The sequence below is a fragment of the Arthrobacter sp. Soil764 genome, from assembly GCF_001428075.1.
In the GTDB taxonomy this organism is placed as follows: domain Bacteria; phylum Actinomycetota; class Actinomycetes; order Actinomycetales; family Micrococcaceae; genus Arthrobacter.
In genome coordinates this window covers 1-18,650 of sequence record NZ_LMSI01000020.1, presented here as the reverse complement: position 1 = coordinate 18,650, position 18,650 = coordinate 1, and the positions used below count along the sequence as shown (strand labels likewise).

The 18,650-nt window shown below is 66.3% G+C and carries 13 protein-coding genes, 2 tRNA genes and 1 pseudogene; 10 read left to right on the top strand and 6 right to left on the bottom strand.

The genetic code is table 11. The annotated features are described in order from the left end of the window. Positions 1-79 precede the first annotated feature (79 nt). From ASG86_RS11430 to ASG86_RS11410, 5 genes are read left to right on the top strand one after another with little or no spacing between them, the layout of a single operon-like run. A complete protein-coding gene (locus ASG86_RS11430; RefSeq protein ID WP_056334080.1) occupies positions 80-3,790 on the top strand; it encodes a nitrate reductase subunit alpha in 3,711 nt (1,236 codons plus the stop codon). Further along, positions 3,790-5,484 (top strand): nitrate reductase subunit beta, encoded by a 1,695-nt coding sequence (gene narH / locus ASG86_RS11425; protein ID WP_056334077.1) that lies wholly within the window; start codon positions 3,790-3,792, stop codon positions 5,482-5,484. Before ASG86_RS11430 ends, narH begins: the two co-directional genes overlap by 1 nt. Then, positions 5,481-6,101, top strand: coding sequence for a nitrate reductase molybdenum cofactor assembly chaperone (gene narJ / locus ASG86_RS11420; RefSeq protein WP_056334075.1), 621 nt, complete (start codon positions 5,481-5,483; stop codon positions 6,099-6,101). Before narH ends, narJ begins: the two co-directional genes overlap by 4 nt. Before the next feature lie 2 nt (positions 6,102-6,103). Next, the gene (gene narI, locus ASG86_RS11415) at positions 6,104-6,901 is read left to right on the top strand and encodes a respiratory nitrate reductase subunit gamma (protein WP_056334073.1); all 798 of its coding nucleotides are present in this window, start codon (positions 6,104-6,106) and stop codon (positions 6,899-6,901) included. A gap of 39 nt (positions 6,902-6,940) precedes the next feature. Continuing rightward, complete coding sequence (locus tag ASG86_RS11410; protein WP_056334070.1) at positions 6,941-8,161, top strand: MFS transporter; 1,221 nt, start codon at positions 6,941-6,943, stop codon at positions 8,159-8,161. Here the strand turns inward: ASG86_RS11410 and ASG86_RS11405 are convergent. Then, positions 8,146-8,700: a dihydrofolate reductase family protein gene (locus ASG86_RS11405; RefSeq protein ID WP_056334067.1), complete on the bottom strand. Its 555-nt coding sequence runs from the start codon at positions 8,698-8,700 to the stop codon at positions 8,146-8,148. The genes ASG86_RS11410 and ASG86_RS11405 overlap by 16 nt on opposite strands. A gap of 25 nt (positions 8,701-8,725) precedes the next feature. Next, positions 8,726-9,520 (bottom strand): annotated as a pseudogene (gene yidC / locus ASG86_RS11400) (membrane protein insertase YidC); the annotation flags it as partial. A 114-nt stretch (positions 9,521-9,634) separates the two neighbouring features. Between yidC and ASG86_RS11395 the strand changes: the two are divergent. Continuing rightward, positions 9,635-10,024 carry an SHOCT domain-containing protein gene (locus ASG86_RS11395; RefSeq protein WP_156386178.1) on the top strand — a complete coding sequence of 130 codons (390 nt, stop codon included), beginning with the start codon at positions 9,635-9,637 and terminating at the stop codon, positions 10,022-10,024. Positions 10,025-10,104: 80 nt separating this feature from the next. Here the strand turns inward: ASG86_RS11395 and ASG86_RS11390 are convergent. The 4 genes from ASG86_RS11390 to ASG86_RS11375 all read right to left on the bottom strand — a co-directional run bounded on the left by ASG86_RS11390 (position 10,105) and on the right by ASG86_RS11375 (position 13,760). After that, a tRNA-Met gene (locus ASG86_RS11390) sits at positions 10,105-10,178 on the bottom strand. A gap of 60 nt (positions 10,179-10,238) precedes the next feature. Beyond that, a tRNA-Thr gene (locus ASG86_RS11385) sits at positions 10,239-10,310 on the bottom strand. Between the two features lie 298 nt (positions 10,311-10,608). Beyond that, positions 10,609-12,711, bottom strand: coding sequence for a DEAD/DEAH box helicase (locus ASG86_RS11380; protein WP_056334057.1), 2,103 nt, complete (start codon positions 12,709-12,711; stop codon positions 10,609-10,611). A 395-nt stretch (positions 12,712-13,106) separates the two neighbouring features. Further along, positions 13,107-13,760: an MOSC domain-containing protein gene (locus ASG86_RS11375; protein WP_056334054.1), complete on the bottom strand. Its 654-nt coding sequence runs from the start codon at positions 13,758-13,760 to the stop codon at positions 13,107-13,109. 178 nt (positions 13,761-13,938) lie between these two features. Here ASG86_RS11375 and ASG86_RS11370 point away from each other — a divergent pair, with 178 nt between their 5' ends. The 4 genes from ASG86_RS11370 to ASG86_RS11355 are packed head-to-tail and all read left to right on the top strand — an operon-like array spanning position 13,939 to position 18,483. Further along, on the top strand, positions 13,939-14,574 hold the full coding sequence (locus ASG86_RS11370) for a Tat pathway signal protein (RefSeq protein ID WP_156386177.1): 636 nt from the start codon (positions 13,939-13,941) through the stop codon (positions 14,572-14,574). A 3-nt stretch (positions 14,575-14,577) separates the two neighbouring features. Then, the gene (locus tag ASG86_RS11365; RefSeq protein WP_056334052.1) at positions 14,578-15,789 is read left to right on the top strand and encodes a glutathionylspermidine synthase family protein; all 1,212 of its coding nucleotides are present in this window, start codon (positions 14,578-14,580) and stop codon (positions 15,787-15,789) included. A 13-nt stretch (positions 15,790-15,802) separates the two neighbouring features. After that, positions 15,803-17,296, top strand: a complete 1,494-nt coding sequence (locus ASG86_RS11360) for an APC family permease (RefSeq protein ID WP_056334049.1) — start codon at positions 15,803-15,805, stop codon at positions 17,294-17,296. Then, positions 17,293-18,483: an acyl-CoA dehydrogenase family protein gene (locus ASG86_RS11355; protein WP_056334046.1), complete on the top strand. Its 1,191-nt coding sequence runs from the start codon at positions 17,293-17,295 to the stop codon at positions 18,481-18,483. Before ASG86_RS11360 ends, ASG86_RS11355 begins: the two co-directional genes overlap by 4 nt. The last annotated feature ends 167 nt before the right edge of the window (positions 18,484-18,650 follow it).

Here is an 18,650-nt window from a genome sequence, read left to right as displayed (position 1 = left end):
CCGGATGCAGAAGCTGCGTGGCCCTGAACAGGGCCGTTATGCCCTATCCGGCCTGAAAGCATCTGCCTAGTTTGGGGGCATGGCTGCCGGACCCAATGCTGGATTGGATGGACCCGCCTCAGAGGCGATGTTAAAGCTTGGCCGTTTCTTCACCCGGTGGGAGCAGACCGACGACGGCAGGGCAGTCTTCCGGGAGGGCGGCCGCAAGGGGGACATCTTCTACCGTGACCGGTGGAGCCACGACAAGGTGGTCCGCTCCACCCACGGCGTGAACTGCACCGGCTCCTGCTCCTGGAAGGTGTACGTCAAGGACGGCATCATCACCTGGGAATCCCAGCAGACCGATTACCCCTCGGTGGGCCCTGACAGCCCGGAATACGAACCCAGGGGCTGCCCGCGCGGGGCAGCCTTTTCCTGGTACACCTACTCCCCCACCCGCGTCCGTTTCCCCTACGCCCGCGGAGTGCTGGTGGAGATGTACCGGGAAGCGAAGGCCCGGCTGGGCGACCCGGTGCTCGCCTTCGCCGAGATTGCCGCGGATCCTGAGCGGCGCCGGCGGTACCAGCAGGCCCGCGGGAAGGGCGGCCTGGTGCGGGTGTCGTGGCAGGAAGCGATCGAGCTTGCGGCCGCCGCCCACGTGAACACCGTCAAGACCTACGGCCCGGACCGCTGCGCCGGCTTCTCCCCCATCCCGGCAATGTCCATGGTCTCGCACGCGGTGGGGACCCGGTTCATCCAGCTCATCGGCGGGGTGATGACCAGCTTCTACGACTGGTACGCCGACCTCCCCGTGGCCAGCCCCCAGGTGTTCGGGGACCAGACCGATGTTCCTGAGTCCGGCGACTGGTGGGATGCGAGGTACCTCATGATGTGGGGTTCGAACGTCCCCGTCACCCGGACCCCGGACGCGCACTGGATGGCCGAGGTCCGGTACCGGGGCACAAAAGTGGTCACCGTCAGCCCCGACTATGCGGACAACACCAAGTTCGCGGACGAGTGGCTTCCGGCGCAGGCCGGAACCGATGCCGCGCTGGCCATGGCCATGGGCCACGTGATGCTCAGGGAGTTCTTCGTGGACCGGCAGGTCCCGTTCTTCACGGACTACGTGAAGCAGTACACGGACCTGCCGTTCCTGGTCAGGCTGGAAAGGCGCGACGACGGCGCCCTCACGCCGTTGAAATTCCTCACCGCACGTGACATCCCGGCGGAGTCCGGGGCTGAGGACGCGGCATTCCGCACCGTCCTGTTCGACAAAAAGACAGGCCTGCCGGCCGTCCCGAACGGGTCCATGGGCTTCCGCTACTCCGGCAGCGGGGAGGGCAAATGGAACCTGGACCTTGAAGGGATCGAACCGGCGCTGTCCCTGCGGGAGGTCTCGGGTGAGAGCGCCGAAATCCTGCTTCCATGCTTCGAGCAGGCGGACGGCACCGGCAGCGTGCTCCGCCGCGGGGTGCCCGTGATCGAGGTGGAAGGCCAGCTGGTCACCACGGTGTTCGACCTGATGCTCGCCCAGTACGGCGTGGGCCGCGAAGGGTTGCCCGGGAACTGGGCTGCAGGCTACGAAGACGCCGCCACCCCCTACACACCCGCCTGGCAGGAGGAGATCACCTCCGTTCCCGCCCAGGCCTGCATCCGGGTGGCCCGCGAATTTGCGCGGAACGCTGAAGAGTCCAAGGGCCGTTCCATGATCATCATGGGCGCGGGCATTTGTCAGTGGTTCCATGGTGACACCACGTACCGGGCCATCCTGGCGCTGGTGATGCTCACCGGCTGCATGGGCCGGAACGGAGGCGGCTGGGCGCACTACGTGGGCCAGGAAAAGACGCGGCCGGTCACCGGCTGGGTGTCCCTGGCCAACGCGCTGGACTGGTCCCGGCCGCCGCGCACCATGATCGGCACCGGGTACTGGTACATGCACACGGACCAGTGGCGGCAGGACGGCTACTCCGCCGATGCGCTGAAGTCCCCGCTGTCCACGGGAGCCATGGACGGCCTGCACACCGCGGATGCCATCGCGCAGTCAGCGCGGCTTGGCTGGATGCCGTTCTACCCTCAGTTCGACCGCAACCCGCTGGACCTCGCGGACGAGGCGGAGGCCGCCGTCGCCGCCGGAACAGTCAAGGACACCCCAAGCTACATCGCGGACGCCCTCAAGAACCGGACCCTGAACCCGGCCATCGAGGACGTGGACGCCCCGGAAAACTGGCCGCGCACCCTGGTCCTTTGGCGTTCCAACCTCTTCGGCTCCTCAGCCAAGGGCAACGAGTACTTCCTGCGGAACCTGCTGGGCACCCACAACAATGTGCTGGGTGAGGACCACGCCGACGGCCTCAAACCAACTCACGTGAAGTGGCACGAAAAAGCGCCGGAAGGAAAGCTAGACCTCCTGGTGTCCGCCGACTTCCGGATGACGTCCACCACGCTGCTCTCCGACGTCGTCTTCCCCGCCGCCACCTGGTACGAGAAGCACGATCTCTCCTCCACGGACATGCACCCGTTCGTGCACGCTTTCACCCCGGCGATCGACCCGCCGTGGGAAACCAAGACGGACTTTGACACCTTCCACCTGCTGGCCCGCGAGTTCTCCCGGCTGGCCAAAACCCATCTGGGCGTCCGGAAGGACCTGGTGAGCGTGCCGCTGCAGCACGACACTCCTGGCCAGTTGGCCCAGCCCGGCGGAATCGTCAGGGACTGGCGGGAGACGGACATCCCCGGCGTTCCCGGACAGAACATGCCCGTCTTCTCGGTGGTGGAGCGGGACTATGCGGCCATCGCGGACAAGCTCGCCGCCGTCGGGCCCCTTGCGGACAGGCTCGGCTTCACCGTCAAGAACGTCACCTACAAACTCGACGGCGCGCTCAACCGGCTCAGCCACGCCAACGGGGTGATGTTTGGCGGCGCCGCGGACGGACGCCCGGCGATGGACACCGACGCGAAAATGGCGGAGGCCATCTTGGCCTTCTCGGGCACCACCAACGGCCAGCTGTCCGTGCAGGGTTTCAAGGACCTGGAAGTCCGGACAGGGCGGAAACTGGCGGACCTGTCCGAGGGCTCGGAGGAAAAGTTCATCACCTTCAGCCAAACGCAGGCAGCGCCGGTCCCGGTGATCACCTCGCCGGAATGGTCCGGTTCGGAGACCGGCGGACGCCGTTATGCCCCGTTCACCATCAACATCGAGCGGCTCAAACCGTTCCATACCCTGACCGGCCGGATGCACTTCTTCCTGGACCACGACTGGATCACGGACATCGGCGAAGGCCTTCCCATCTACCGGCCGCCGCTGGACATGCACCGGCTGTTCGGCGAACCCAAACTCGGCCGGAACGGGGAACTGGAGGTGGTGGTCCGGTATCTGACGCCGCACTCCAAGTGGTCCATCCATTCCGAATACCAGGACAACCTGCTGATGCTCTCGCTCTCCCGCGGCGGCCCCACGGTGTGGATGAGTCCGGCGGATGCCGATTCCATCGAGGTCAAGGACAACGACTGGGTGGAGTGCCTGAACATCAACGGCGTCCTGGTGGCCCGGGCCATCGTCAGCCACCGTATGCCGGCCGGCGTGGTGTACGTCCACCACGCCCAGGAGCGCACCATCGACGTGCCGAAGTCCGAAGCAACCGGCCGGCGCGGCGGCATCCACAACTCGGTGACCAGGCTCCTGGTGAAACCATCACACCTGATCGGCGGCTACGCCCAGCTGGCCTACGCGTTCAACTACCTCGGCCCCACCGGAAACCAGCGCGACATGGTGGCCACGGTCCGCCGCCGCTCACAGGAGGTGCAGTACTGATGCGAGTCATGGCTCAAATGGGCATGGTGATGAACCTGGACAAGTGCATCGGCTGCCACACGTGTTCGGTCACCTGCAAGCAGGCCTGGACCAACCGGGCGGGCACCGAGTACGTCTGGTTCAACAACGTGGAGACCCGGCCCGGGCAGGGCTATCCGCGCCGGTACGAGGACCAGGACCGGTGGCGGGGTGGCTGGGACCTGAACAAGCGCGGCAAGCTTGTCCTCAAGGCCGGCGGCCGGGTGCGGAAGATGTTCGGGCTTTTCGCCAGCCCGGTCCAGCCGGAGCTCAAGGACTATTACGAGCCCTGGACGTACGACTACAAGACCCTGGTGGACGCTCCCCTGGGCGACGATTTCCCGGTGGCCCGGCCCAAATCGCTGATCACCGGGGAGGACACCAAGATCACGTGGTCCGCCAACTGGGACGACAACCTGGGCGGCTCGGCCGACAACGGCCACCTGGACCCCCTGGTGGAGAAGGTCCGCCGGGAGTCCGAGGACAAGATCAAGTTCGCCTACGAGCAGACGTTCATGTTCTACCTGCCGCGGATCTGCGAGCACTGCCTGAATCCGTCCTGCATGGCGTCCTGCCCCTCCGGCGCGATCTACAAGCGGGTGGAGGACGGCATCGTTCTGGTGGACCAGGACAAGTGCCGCGGCTGGCGGCAATGCGTCACCGGCTGCCCCTACAAGAAGATCTACTTCAACCACAAGACCGGCAAGGCCGAAAAATGCACCTTCTGCTACCCGCGGGTTGAGGTGGGGATCCCCACGGTGTGCTCCGAGACCTGCGTGGGCCGGCTGCGGTACCTCGGGTTGTTCCTGTACGACGCCGATGCCGTCACCGCCGCGGCGTCCGTCACCGATCCGCAGGAACTCTACGATGCCCAGATGGACGTACTGCTGGACCCCAACGATCCCGCCGTCCAGGCCGCCGCCCGGGCGCAGGACATCCCGGAGGACTGGATCGACGCCGCCCGGCGCTCGCCGGTGTATGCGCTCGCGAAGGTCTACAAGGTGGCGCTGCCGCTGCACCCGGAGTACCGGACCATGCCGATGGTCTGGTACGTGCCGCCGCTGTCCCCGGTGGTGGACCTGCTGCGGGACCAGGGGCACGACGGCGAGGACCACGCCAACCTGTTCGGCGCCATCGACGCGCTGCGCATCCCGGTGGAATACCTCGCCGAGCTGTTCACGGCTGGGGACACGGACCGGGTCACCATGGTGCTGCGGAAGCTCGCGGCCATGCGCTCCTTCATGCGCGGGATCAGCCTGGGCAACGATCCGGACGAATCCATCCCCGAGGCCGTGGGCATGGACGGGCAGACGATGTACGAGATGTACCGGCTGATGGCCATCGCCAAGTACGACGAACGGTACGTCATCCCCAAGGCACACGTGGAGCAGGCCCACGACCTGGAGGAGATGGGCTGCTCGCTGGATTTCGACGGCGGCCCGGGCATGCAGGATTCCTCCCCCTTCGGTGAGGCGAGCGGCAGGCCCGTCCCGGTTGCCGTGGACACGTTCAACGCCCTCAAGGACCGGCAGACCACGGACGAAATCGCGGCGGGCACCAGCCTGAGGGGCCGGGTGAACCTGCTGAACTGGGACGGCCGCGGGGCGCCGCCCGGGCTCTTCCCTGAGAAGGGACCCGAACCGGATACCCTCGCGGCTGCCGAGGACCAGCCATGAGCCGCCGCGATGACGTGGTCTACCTTGCCGCGGCATGGTGCCTGTCCTACCCCGATGAGGACCTGGTGCAGCGGGTCCCCCTGGTCCGGGCCGCGCTGGCCGAATTCCCCGGTGCGCTGCCCGCATTCGCACCGGTGCTGGACCTCCTGGAAACCAGCCCGCCCATGGAGCTGCAGGCCCAGTACGTGCGCGAGTTCGACCTGGGCCGGCGGCACGCCCTGCACCTGAGCTACTGGACGGACGGGGACACCCGGCGCCGCGGCGAAGTCTTGGGACTGTTCAAGGAGGCCTACCGGAACAGCGGCGTCCTGGTGGACCTGGACGGAGAGCTTCCCGACTACCTGCCCATGGTGCTGGAATTCGCCGCCCGGGTGGATTCCGGGGCCGGACGGACATTGCTGCAGCGCTACCGGGCCAGCCTTGAAATGCTCCGGCTCGGGCTGCTGCGGGACAACCTGCCGCACGCTGCCATCCTGGCTGCCATCTGCGCCACCCTGCCCGGTAAGTCACCCCAGGACGAGCAGGAAGTGATGCGAATGGCCGGATACGGCCCACCCTCCGAACGCGTGGGACTGGATCCCTACGACCCGCGGCTGCTGCCGGTCAGGGGGTCGTAACCATGCCGGCACTCAACGCAGCGCTCGCAACCGAGCCGGGAGCCGCCGTCGTCCTTAACTCCTGGGACACCGTCCTGTGGGGCGTCCTGCCCTATGTCATGGCGGTGGTGCTGGTGGGCGGGCTCATCTGGCGGTACAAATACGACCAGTTCGGCTGGACCACCAGGTCCTCCCAGCTCTACGAGTCCAGACTCCTGCGGATCGCCTCCCCGCTGTTCCACTTCGGGCTGCTGGCCGTCATCGCCGGGCACTTCTTCGGCCTGGTGATTCCGATGGCGTGGACCCAGGCGGTGGGGATGAGCCAGGAGTTCTACCACTTCAACGCCCTGCTGGTGGGCGGCATTGCCGGGGTGGCAACGCTGGGCGGCATTGCCCTGCTGATATACCGGCGCCGCACCACCGGGCCGGTTTTCATGGCCACCACCAAGAACGACAAGACGATGTACGTGGTGCTGACCGCTGCCATCGTCTTCGGTTTGTGGACCACGCTGGCCAGCATCTTCGAGGGCGAACACGGGCACAACTACCGCGAAACCGTGGCGCCGTGGTTCCGGTCGCTGTTCATCTTCCAGCCGGACATCGCGGCGATGGCCGCTGCGCCGTTCTCCTTCCACCTGCACACCCTGGTGGGAATGGCGCTGTTCGTCATCTGGCCGTTCACCCGGCTGGTGCACGCCTTCACCGCGCCCCTGCACTACCTCTTCCGCCCGTACATCGTGTACCGCTCGCGGGACAGGGAAACGAAGGGCCGGGGCTGGTCCGCCGTGGGCACCCCGGACAGGGACACCCGCAACCGCTGACCGGCGGCTTGCTTTTGATGATGCAGTGAGGAGCGGGCAGTGGCCGGAACAACATCAACGCGAGGCACCGGCAGGGCGCTGAACCTGGCGCTTGCGACGGCGGCATCCGTGGCAGGTTTCTGGGCATGGAACTCCGTAGCCACGCTGGGCGCGTTCTACACCAAAAACCTCGAACTGACGCCGGCCACTACCGGGATCCTGGTGGCCATGCCTGTGTTTGTCGGTTCACTGGGCAGGATCGTGGTGGGCACCCTGACCGACAAGTACGGCGGCCGGGCAATGTTCACCCTGGTGCTGCTGGCCGCCATCCCTCCCCTGCTCCTGGTGTCGGTCGGCGGGCTCCTGAGCTCCTTCGCGCTGGTGCTGGGGGCCGGGCTGCTGCTTGGTGTGGCGGGCACCGTGTTCGCCGTCGGGATCCCTTTCGTCAGCGCCTGGTATGAACCGGCCCGCCGCGGCTTCGCCACCGGCGTCTTCGGTGCGGGAATGGGCGGAACGGCCCTTGCGGCCTTCCTGAATCCCCGGCTCGTCGCCGGGATCGGATACTTTCCCACGCACCTTCTGATCGCCGCTGTCCTGGCCGTGATGGCGGTGCTGGTCTGGTTCCTCATGAAGGAATCCCCCGACTGGGCACCCAACCACGCCCCGGTGCTGCCCAAACTCCTTGACGCCGCCAGGATGGCCGTCACCTGGAAGATGTGCTTCCTCTACGCCGTGGTCTTCGGCGGTTTCGTGTCCTTTGCCACCTACCTTCCCACCTATCTGCGGGACGTCTACAGTTTCGATCCCGCCGGCGCGGGCGCCCGGACCGCCGGTTTTGCCCTGGCCGCTGTCCTTGCCCGTCCGGTGGGCGGGGTCCTTGCCGACAAGCTCGGCCCCAAGCCGGTGGTGATCGCAGCCCTTGCCGCCGTCGCGGTCCTGAGCTGGGTGGTGAACATGCGGCCCGACGGCGAAGTGCCCGCCGGTGCCACGTTCGTTGCCATGGCGGCCGCACTGGGCCTTGGGACCGGCGGCGTCTTCGCCTGGGTCGGCGTCCTGTCGCCGGCAGGGAAGGTGGGCAGCGTCAGCGGCATCGTGAGCGCCGCCGGCGGCCTGGGCGGCTACTTTCCACCGCTGGTCATGGGCGCGACGTATGACGCTGCAACGCGCAGCTATTCAATCGGGCTCCTCCTGCTGGTGGGCACGGCCCTGGCGGCACTGCTGTTCACCCTCTTCGCGGTGCAGCCCAGGGCGGGCGCGCCTGTGGTTCAGCGGGCTCCGTAGCGGAGGTAAACCACCCCGTTTCCGAACCGGCGCTCGTCCAGCAGTTGGAACTTTGCCTCCAGCCCCTCCGGGAGGAAGCGCAGGCCGCCGCCCACGGCCACAGGGTTGATGAAGAACTGGCACTCGTCCACGAGGCCTGCCTTGAGGGCGTGGGCCGCGAGGGTGGGGCCGCCGATGCTGATGTTCCTGTCCGCGGCGGCCTTCAGGTCCTGCACCGCCGCCGGGACGAACTGCCGCTCCAGCCTGGTCCGGGGTGCAGCGGCGCTGTCCAGCGACGTCGAGTACACCACCTTGTCCGCCCCCTGCCAGATGCGCGCGTAGTCCTGGATGACCGGCGGGTCCTCGGCGGTGCCCATGGTTTCCCACACCTCCATCACTTGGTACATCCGCCTGCCCAGCAGGTAGGTGCCCACATCCCGCTCCAGGTCGTTGATGAAGGCGTGGACTTCCTCGTCCGGCGCTGACCAGGTGAAGTTACCGTCCCTGTCTGCCGTGTAGCCGTCGAGGGACATGATTGCGGAGTAGATCAGCTGGGCCATGGGCCCATTCTGCCGTCTGATGTCAAGGCCTCATAGGCTCCCGTGAGACCAAAAACTGCTGTCCCAGTGTCCAGAGGTTGGAGACCGTCCAGTAGACCAGGACTCCGATGGGAAAGAAGATCCCGCCCACGCCGAAGACCACGGGCAGGACGTACAGAAGGATTTGCTGCTGGCGGATCAGCGGGCTCCCGCTGTCCTGGCCGGCCATGGTCCGCGAGGCAACAAGTTTCTGCGTCAGGAACTGGCTGGCAATCATCACCAGGATCATGACGACGGCGAGCACGGCCACAGCGGTGGGCTCGCCGCCGCCATGGAGCAGCGAAGCTGACAGCGGCGCCCCGAAGATGCTGGACGACTCGAACTGGACCACCTGGTCGTGGCCCATCACCCCGATGCCTTCACCCTGGCGCGATGCATTGGAAATTCCTGACAGCACCTGGAAGAGCGCCAGGAAGAACGGTGCCTGGATCAACAGCGGCAGGCAGGCCGAGAACGGATTGGTGCCGTGTTTTTTGTAGAGGGCCATCTGCTCCTGGGCCATGGCCTGCCGCGACGCCTGGTCCGTCCTGCCCTTGTACCTGTCCTGGAGGTCCTTCAGGTCCGGCTGCAGGAGCCGCATCCTGCGCTGGGCCCGCACCTGTGCCAGGAACACCGGAATCAGCGCCGCGCGGATGACCAGCACCAGCCCGATGATGGACAGCGTCCAGGTCCATCCGCCCGCAGTCGGCATACCCAAGGCACTGAGCCCGTCGTGGAAAGACACCATGATGGCGGACACCAGCCACCGGAACGGCTCCAATACCGCCGTGAAAAAGTCCACCGATCCCCCATCCGCACGTTGCTGCCAAGCTACTGCGGATCGGGGAAACAGGAAAGCCTTCCGGTGGGGAAGCGCCCATGTTCAAGAAGAATTCCCGGGGCTATCCTCAAACCTATGAATGAGCGTGCGGTTCCAGGGGCGGCCGGCGGTTATCTGTTGGAATATCGAGACGGCGATCATCGCCTTGGTCGGACTGCGGTGCAGCTGGCGGGACTGTGCCTGGTTGCCAGCGGCGTTGTCATCACAGTTGTGGGAACCACGTTCGGGCAACTGTCGTTCATACTGGGCATCGTTATTGCCCTTCCCGGCGCAACACTTCTGGTCACCCTCACGTTGGACCATTCGAGGCTGCTCCGAAGGTTCAAGCTGCCGCATGGTCCTGCAAACGTCAGCCCGAACGTCTCCGTGGCGTCTGATCTTGCTGTCCTGGCCGACCTCTATTCCAGCGGGGCACTCTCCGCCGAGGAGTTCTCCGCTGCCAAGCGCCGCATCCTGGACCTTTAGCGCGGGCACCTGCCCAGCTACTGCGGATCCAGGAAACAGAAAAGCCCCCGGGTCCTTGCGGAACCCGGGGGCTTAGCCTGTAGCGGTGGGGAGGCTCGATCTCCCGACCTCACGATTATGAGTCGTGCGCTCTAACCAACTGAGCTACACCGCCACGAATGAGAAAAACCTGCGTCAAGCCGGTCAAACCGCCTTGACGCAGGCCCTCATTCAGAGCCCCCCACCGGAATCGATCCGGTGACCTCGTTCTTACCAAGAACGCGCTCTACCACTGAGCTAGGGGGGCAACGAGTAAATACTCTACCGGAAGATTTACGCACCAACAAATCGGCGCCAAGAGCCCTTTCGGGACCACGGTCAACGCGCTTTTGGGGACCGCGGGAGCGGCTTTTTCCGCGGGATTCCGGGGCTGGAGGGGCCGGCGCCAGCAGAGTGGACGACGCCGGCAAGCACCTTCCAAGGTCCCTTCACCGCCGCGTGGGGGCAGGAATGTGGCCAGTCCCACACTCATGCCGTTAAACGCCGATGGGCCGGCTCGAAAGCCGGCCCATCGCCGTCGTCAATTCCTCAACGCGAGGGGTGGTTTACCACTTGCCCTTGCGGTTGAAGTCGCGGTGTCCGCTGTCGCCGCCGCTGCGGGGCTTGCGGGAGCCATCGCCGTGCCCGCCGAAGCGGGAGTCGCTGGCCTGGCCACGGTCGCTGAAGGAGCGCTCGCTGTACGAACGGCCGCCGCGGTCGGCGGAGGACCGCTCGCCGTCGTTCTTGCGGAACTCCTTCTTGAACCCGCCGTTGCCCTTGAAGTTGCCGCCACGGTCGCCGCCACGGTTGCCCTGGTAGGCGCCACGGTCACCGGAGGGCTTGCGGCCGTTGTCCAGCTCGAGGTGGATCAGCTCGCCGCCGATCCGGGTGCGGGACAGGGCACGCAGCTGCTCGGCGCTCAGGTCCGCGGGCAGCTCCACCAGGGAGTGGTCCGAGCGGATGTCGATGCCGCCGATCTGTGCGGAGGAGATGCCGCCCTCGTTGGCAATGGCGCCAACGATGGAGCCGGGCATGACGCGCTGGCGGCGGCCCACCGCGATGCGGTAGGTGGCGTTGCCCTCGGTCAGCGCACGGGTGGGCCCACGGGAGCCGAAGCCGTCCTTGGAGCGTTCGCGCTTCTGGAACTCGGGAGCAGCCGGCAGTTCCTTGACCAGCAGCGGCTGCCCGCCCTGGGCCATGACGGCCAGTGCCGCAGCGATTTCTGCTGCCGGCACCTTGTGCTCTTCCTCGTAGGAAGCGATCAGGTCGCGGAACATCGAGACGTCCTCGGACTCAAGGGTCTCGGTGATGCGCTCGGCGAACTTGCCCAGGCGCAGCGAGTTCACGGTCTCTGCGGTGGGCAGGTGCATCTGCTCCACCGGCTGGCGGGTGGCCTTTTCGATGGCGCGCAGCAGGTACTTCTCACGCGGCGTCATGAACAGGATGGCCTCACCGCTGCGGCCCGCGCGGCCCGTGCGGCCGATGCGGTGCACGTAGGACTCGGTGTCGTGCGGGATGTCGTAGTTGACCACGTGGCTGATGCGCTCCACGTCCAGGCCACGGGCGGCGACGTCGGTGGCCACCAGGATGTCGATCCGGCCTTCCTTCAGCGCGTCGACGGTGCGCTCACGCTGCTGCTGCGGGATGTCGCCGTTGATGGCGGCAGCCTGGAAACCGCGTGACTTCAGCTTGTCAGCCAGGTCCTCGGTGGCCATCTTGGTGCGCACGAAGGCGATGACGCCGTCGAACTCTTCCACCTCGAGGATGCGGGTCATGGCATCGAGCTTGTGCGGGCCCATGACCTGCAGGTACCGCTGGCGGGTGTTGGCGCCGGTGGTGGTCTTGGACTTGACGGAGATCTCGGCCGGGTTGTTCAGGTACTGCTTGGACATGCGGCGGATCTGGCTCGGCATCGTGGCCGAGAACAGTGCAACCTGGCGGTCCGACGGGGTCTGCTGGAAGATCTGCTCCACGTCTTCGGCGAAGCCCATGCGCAGCATCTCGTCGGCCTCGTCCAGCACCAGGTACTGGAGCTCGGACAGGTCCAGGGAACCCTTGGAGATGTGGTCGATCACGCGGCCGGGGGTACCGACAACCACTTGGGCGCCGCGGCGCAGGCCGGCGAGCTGCGGGCCGTAGGCGGAGCCACCGTAGACGGGGAGCACGGTGAAGTCGTCAATGTGCTTGGCGTAGGAGGTGAACGCCTCAGCCACCTGGAGGGCAAGCTCACGGGTGGGGGCCAGGACCAGGGCCTGCGTCTTGCGGGACGGGCCGTTGAGGTCGTGGAGCTCGGCCAGGCGGGACAGGGCCGGTACTGCGAATGCTGCAGTCTTACCGGTACCGGTCTGGGCCAGGCCCACTACGTCGCGGCCTTCGAGCAGCAGCGGGATGGTGGCTGCCTGGATGGGGGACGGCTTTTCGTAGCCGACGTCCTGCAGGGCGGCCAGGACACGGCCGTCGATGCCGAGATCGGCGAAGCGCACGCCGTCTTCCTCGTCCTCGCCAGCCTTAGCTGCGGGGGTTTCTTCGGCTTTGGCTGCAGGGGCGGCCGGGGCGGCTTCGGGAGCCTCAGCGGTTACGCCGGCGGCCTCTGCTGCGGGGGCAGCGGGCTCGGTGAATTCGATGCCGGCGGTTGCTTCGGTGGTGGTTTCGTTCTGATTTTCGGGCATAGGGAGATATTCCTCATCCATAGGGGGCCAGGCGGCACTACCCGAGGTGAGCGGAGCCGCAGTACGCGTGCCGATGATGCCGGGCAAACGTTGACCGGCCGGTCACAGAAGTCCGGCGCTTTCGCAATCCCGTGGCAGGACTTCGCGCTGCATCTCTTGGCTGCTATCCCAGCAGTCTGTACAGCGTTTTCTTTAGCCGGCTCTCCCTATGAAAATGCCCGCATCGCTTGCGCGGGCCCCAACACTTGCCAGTCCTGCCTCAAAAATTGGGCAGGAATAAGGGATTTCCGGAGTGGGGGATGTTTCAAGTGTAAGGGATGGACGCCACCGACCGCCAATTCAGGGTTCGACGGCGGCGGTGACCTTCCGCACACAGCCCGCCAAGGGCGGGGGTGCTACTGCCCCAGCCGCCGCAAAAGCACCCCGAACTTGGTGTGGTATTCGTCCTGGAGCCTGATCTCGCCGTCGGCCTCTGCACTGCGGAGGGCCTTGATGACTTCCGCGTCCGGCGCGCTGAACCATCTGCCGATGGTGATGCCGTGCCGCGGCACGAAGGTCCGCTCGATGGGATCGCCGGCCCGGATGCTGCCGGTGCGGATGACGCGCAGGTACGTCCCCACCCGCCCCTCGTCGGTGAACCGCTTCACCCACTGCGGCTCCTTCATCCGGCGCTGGAACGTGGCGCAGGGGGTGCGCGGGGAGGTGACTTCGAGTTCGACGTCGGGCCCCACCTTCCAGCGCTCCCCGATCACCGCGTGGGTGGCTTCGATGCCGGACACCCGCAGGTTCTCGCCGAAGGCGCCCGGCGGCAGTTCCTGTCCCAGGGTCCCGGCCCAGAAGTCGGCGTCGGCCTGGGAGTAGGCGTAGACAGCTTGGTCCTCCCCGCCGTGGTGGGCCCTGTTGGCCTGGATGTCGCCGCGCAGGCCCAGTTTGTGGACCTTCACGGGCCCGTTTGCCGGGCGCTTGTCGATGGCCGTGACACCAACGTTCCCCTGGTCCCCGATGAGCTGGTGGACGCGGCAGACGGCGAGGACAGAACCTGATTCCATGGCATCAGTCTAGGGTTCTCCCCCGCCGCCTCCCGGCAATGCTGCGATGGGCAGTTCTCCCCCGCCTTCGAGCGTGGTTCTACTCGCAGCGGCCCGGCAGAGGGATTACGCTGATCCGAGGATTGCAATGGGGGTGCAGCGCTGTGCCCAATTCACGTGGACAACTGAAGGGGACGCTGTGGATTCAAACACCATGGACCCGAACGAGGACCCCAACAAAACGCAGGACAAAGGACGGGGCGGAGCCTCCGGGCAGGTGCCTTCGGAAACCCCCGGGGGCAGCACCGCCAAGCCTCCGCCCTGGCAGGTCCCCAAGCCGGACCTGCGCCCCGACCTCCTCAATGAACCGGTCACTCCTGTTGACCCGTTCGCCCGGGAGCGGGAAAAACAGCTCAACGATGCAGCGGCACGGAAGAAGCGCTCCCAGCGGCGCACGGTGGTCGTGGGCCTGGGCGTGACGGCACTCCTGGCCGGAACCATTACGGCAGTGGTGGCCAGCAACGAGGACGACCCCGAATACGCACAGGTGTGCTTCAACGACGAAACCGGCGAGCGCGTGGCGGACACCAGCTGCGACAGCTCGGCGGGCCGCAGCGGCGGCATTTACGCCTGGTACTTCTACTCCCGTGGGGCAAGCGTTCCGCCGATCGGCCAGAACCGGTCAACCGCGCCCAATTACACCAGGACCATCCCCAGCGGGGCCAAGGCCTCCACCGGCTACAGCAGCAAGGGCGGTACGGTCAGCCGCGGCGGTTTCGGTTCGAGCGCCAAAAGCGGCTCAAGCGGTGGCGGCGGCAAGGTTTCGGGGGGCTGACGGATGAAGAGGATGTTGTCCCAGCCGCGTCCGGGCTGGAAGCAGAAGATCGAAGAGCAGGGCCTGGTGTTCTCCACCACCACCATGGATGACGGGCGCCGGATCGAGTACTGGAACGAGTCCGCATACTACGAATTCACCATGGACGAGGTGGAGACCCTCGAGGCGGCGGCTGAGGACATGCACCGCATGTGCCTGGAGGCCGCGAAATTCCTGGCCACCGGCGCCATGGGCAGCATCGGCATCGGCCCGCAGGCCCTGGAACTGGCGGCCGAATCACTGCAGGCCGGCGACGTGGATGTGTACGGCCGGTTCGACTTCATTTACGACGGCCGGGGCGGTCCGGCCAAGATGCTCGAATACAACGCCGACACCCCCACCGGACTCATCGAGGCCGCCGTCGCCCAATGGTTCTGGCTGCAGGACGTCCACCCGGAGAAGGATCAATGGAACGGCATCCATGAAGCCCTGATCCGGCAGTGGAAGAAGTTCCAGTACCGCACCGGCATGAGCACCCTCCACGTTGCCCATTCGGAGGTGGAGGAATCAGGCGAGGACTGGATGACCGCGGCCTACATGCGCGACGTCGCCGGCCAGGCCGGGTGGACCACTATCGGGATCAATATGTCCGATATCGGCTGGGACCCCAACCTGAACCGCTTCGTGGACCTGGACAACTTCATGATCAGCACCATCTTCAAGCTCTACCCCTGGGAGCTGATGATGAAGGAGGAATTCGGGCCCCGCCTCCTGGAGCGGGCCCACAACCCGCGCTGGGTGGAGCCCGCCTGGAAAATGCTGCTCTCCAACAAGGCCCTGCTCGCCGCCCTGTGGCACCTCTACCCCAACCATCCCAACCTGCTGCCTGCCTACCTCACAGATCCTGGGCCGCTGAAGGAATGGGTGGCCAAGCCCCTCCACGGCCGCGAAGGCGACAACATCCGGATCCACGCGGACGGAATCAGCCTGGAACAGCCCGGCGGCTACGGCCGCGAGGGCTGGTGCTACCAGCAGTACCACCCGCTGCCGGACTTCGACGGCAACCACCCCGTCCTGGGCCTGTGGGTGGTGGACGGCGAGTCCGTGGGCTGCGGCATCCGCGAATCGGACGGGCCGGTCACCGACTACTTCTGCCGCTTCGTCCCCAACACCATTGACGCGCCGGCGCCGCTTTCCGCGGTGGCCGATACCACCAAGGCAGGAATCGTTCTATGAAACCGGTGACAGCATGAGCACGGACATGACGACGACGGGCGGCCCCGGCCGCGGGACCGGCATCCCTGTGCCCGCCAAGGGGTTGCGGGCCGGCATCCTTGACCTTGGCGACTCGGTAATGCTGGGCCTGGCCTCCACCGCTCCGGTGTATTCGCTGGCCGCCACCCTGGGTCTCATCGTTGCGGTTAACGGCAACTACACTCCCCTGATCCTGCTGCTGGGCTTCATTCCGGTCCTGTTCATCGCCTACGCCTTCCGTGAGCTCAACAGCGCCATCCCGGACTGCGGCACCACCTTCACCTGGTCCCGCCGGGCCTTCGGCCCCTGGGCGGGCTGGCTGGGCGGCTGGGGCGTGGCACTTGCCGGCATCGTGGTCCTGGCCAACCTGGCACAGGTGGCCGGGCAGTATCTGTGGCTGTTGGTGGGCGACGGGTCCCTGGCGGGGAACAAAGTACTGGTCACCGGCACAGGGCTGGCGTTCATCGTCCTCATGACGCTGGTGAACTACCGCGGGATCCGCCTCGGCGAGCACGTCCAGCGGGTGCTGACCTATGTCCAGTACATTGCGCTGGGCCTCTTTGCGCTGGCCATCGTGGTGCGGATCGTGGGCGGTGCGCCGGAAGGGCAGGCCTTCGATCTCGAGTGGTTCAACCCCGCCGGCGCCTTCGCCGATCCCGGTGCTGTAGTACACGGGGCACTCCTGGCACTGTTCATCTACTGGGGCTGGGACACCTGCCTTGCCGTGAACGAGGAAACCGAAAACCCGTCCACCACCCCCGGCCGCGGCGCCGTGATCTCGGCGTTCGTCCTGGTGGCAATCTATGTCTCCGTGGGGCTGCTGGTGATGATGTACGCCACCGTGGGCTCGGAGGGCATCGGCCTGGGCAACGAGGCCAACCAGGACGATGTCTTCCTGGCCATGAAGGACGTGGTGCTGGGCCCATGGGGCTGGCTGATCGTCGTCGCGGTTCTGGCGTCCGTCCTGTCCTCCACCCAGACCACCATCCTGCCCACCGCCCGCGGAACCCTCTCCATGGGTGTCCATGGTGCACTGCCGGCAAAGTTCGCGGAGGTGCACCCACGCAACCAGACGCCAGGTTTTTCAACCCAGGTGATGGGCGGGGCAGCCGCGGCCTACTACGTGGCCATGAGCTTCCTGAGCGAAAACCTGCTGGCGGACTCCATCAGTGCCATCAGCCTGTTCATCGCGTTCTACTACGCCCTGACCGGCTTTGCCTGCTTCTGGTACTTCCGTGGAACGCTGCGGGAATCGGTGCGCAACCTCTGGTTCCGCGGCATCCTGCCCCTGGCCGGGGCGCTGCTGCTGACCGCGGCGTTCTTCATCTCGGCGGTGCAGATGTGGGACCCGGCCTACGGCGACACCCAGATCTTCGGCGTCGGCGGCGCCTTCGTGAGCGGCGTGCTGCTGCTGGCGCTCGGCGTGGTCCTCGCCGTCGTCTGCCGTTTCCTGCCCTCCACCCGCGGCTACTTCGAGGTGAAGAAATGACAGGTGAAGCCATGACGGCCGGCACCTCCGACGTGCTGGACCTCGATTCCCTGCTCTCGGCGGAGGAACTGGAGCTCCGCCAGAAGGTCCGTGACTTCACCCATCAACGGATCAAACCGGAGATCGCCCGGTGGTATGACGACGCCGTCTTTCCCCTGGACCTGGCCCCGGAGCTGGGTGAACTGGGGGTCCTGGGCATGCATCTGGAGGGCTACGGCTGCCCCGGCCGGTCCGCCGTCGAATACGGCCTCGCGGCGATGGAACTGGAGGCCGGCGATTCCGGCATCCGCACCTTCGTGTCCGTCCAGGGCTCGCTGGCCATGACGGCCATCCACACCTGGGGGTCCGAGGAGCAGAAGCAGGAGTGGCTGCCCCGGATGGCCGCCGGGGAGGTGATCGGGTGCTTTGCCCTGACCGAGCCCACCGCCGGTTCGGATCCCGCCTCCATGGCCACCTTTGCTGAGCGGGACGGCAACGGGGAGGACGCCGGCTGGGTGCTCAACGGCGCCAAGCGATGGATCGGGTTGGCCTCCGTGGCCGGCGTGATGGTGGTGTGGGCCATGACGGACGACGGCGTGCACGGCTTCCTGGTGCCGGCAGGCACCCCCGGGGTGACCGCCACGCCCATCCGGCAAAAGCTGTCCATGCGCGCCTCGATCCAGTGTGATGTGGTGTTCGACGGCGTCCGGCTGGGTCCCGAGGCCCTGCTGCCGGCAGCGCGGGGGCTGCGCGGCCCGTTCACCTGCCTGAACGAGGCCCGGTATGGCATCGCGTGGGGTGCCATGGGCGCGGCCCGCGATTCCTATGAGGCCGCGCTGGCGTACTCGCAGGAGCGGCTGCAGTTCGGCAAGCCGCTGGCCGGCTACCAGCTCACGCAGGAAAAGCTGGTGAACATGCTGGTGGAGATCCAGAAAGGCACCCTGCTGGCCCTGCACCTGGGCCGGCTGAAGGATGCGGGGAGCATCCGCCCGGAGCAGATTTCCATGGGCAAGCTAAACAATGTCCGGGAGGCGATTGCCGTGGCGCGGGAGGCCCGGTCCATCCTGGGCGGCAACGGCATCACCACGGATTACTCACCGCTGCGGCATGCCGCAAACCTGGAATCGGTCCGCACGTATGAGGGCACGGACGAGGTGCACACCCTGATCCTCGGCCGGCACATCACCGGACTGGACGCCTTCCACTGACTTCCCTCCCCAACCAGGTAGCAGTTGATGTCGTTTTGGGGGCTCAAAACGACATCAACTGCTACCTAGTTGTATTACCCAGGGACGTTGGTGACGGTCGGCGTGGCGTGGTGACATGAAGAAAACCTCCGAGTGGAGTGGGGCTTGTCTAGAGTCCAGTTCCACAA

Excerpts from the sequence above, each read along its gene's own strand:
- ASG86_RS11395 (WP_156386178.1), top strand. The coding sequence starts at position 9,635 with ATGAATGAGCGTGCGGTTCCAGGGGCGGCCGGCGGTTATCTGTTGGAA.
- ASG86_RS11380 (WP_056334057.1), bottom strand. The coding sequence starts at position 12,711 with ATGCCCGAAAATCAGAACGAAACCACCACCGAAGCAACCGCCGGCATC.
- ASG86_RS11375 (WP_056334054.1), bottom strand. The coding sequence starts at position 13,760 with ATGGAATCAGGTTCTGTCCTCGCCGTCTGCCGCGTCCACCAGCTCATC.
- ASG86_RS11405 (WP_056334067.1), bottom strand. The coding sequence starts at position 8,700 with ATGGCCCAGCTGATCTACTCCGCAATCATGTCCCTCGACGGCTACACG.
- narH (WP_056334077.1), top strand. The coding sequence starts at position 3,790 with ATGCGAGTCATGGCTCAAATGGGCATGGTGATGAACCTGGACAAGTGC.
- narI (WP_056334073.1), top strand. The coding sequence starts at position 6,104 with ATGCCGGCACTCAACGCAGCGCTCGCAACCGAGCCGGGAGCCGCCGTC.
- ASG86_RS11365 (WP_056334052.1), top strand. The coding sequence starts at position 14,578 with ATGAAGAGGATGTTGTCCCAGCCGCGTCCGGGCTGGAAGCAGAAGATC.
- ASG86_RS11355 (WP_056334046.1), top strand. The coding sequence starts at position 17,293 with ATGACAGGTGAAGCCATGACGGCCGGCACCTCCGACGTGCTGGACCTC.
- ASG86_RS11360 (WP_056334049.1), top strand. The coding sequence starts at position 15,803 with ATGAGCACGGACATGACGACGACGGGCGGCCCCGGCCGCGGGACCGGC.
- narJ (WP_056334075.1), top strand. The coding sequence starts at position 5,481 with ATGAGCCGCCGCGATGACGTGGTCTACCTTGCCGCGGCATGGTGCCTG.
- ASG86_RS11430 (WP_056334080.1), top strand. The coding sequence starts at position 80 with ATGGCTGCCGGACCCAATGCTGGATTGGATGGACCCGCCTCAGAGGCG.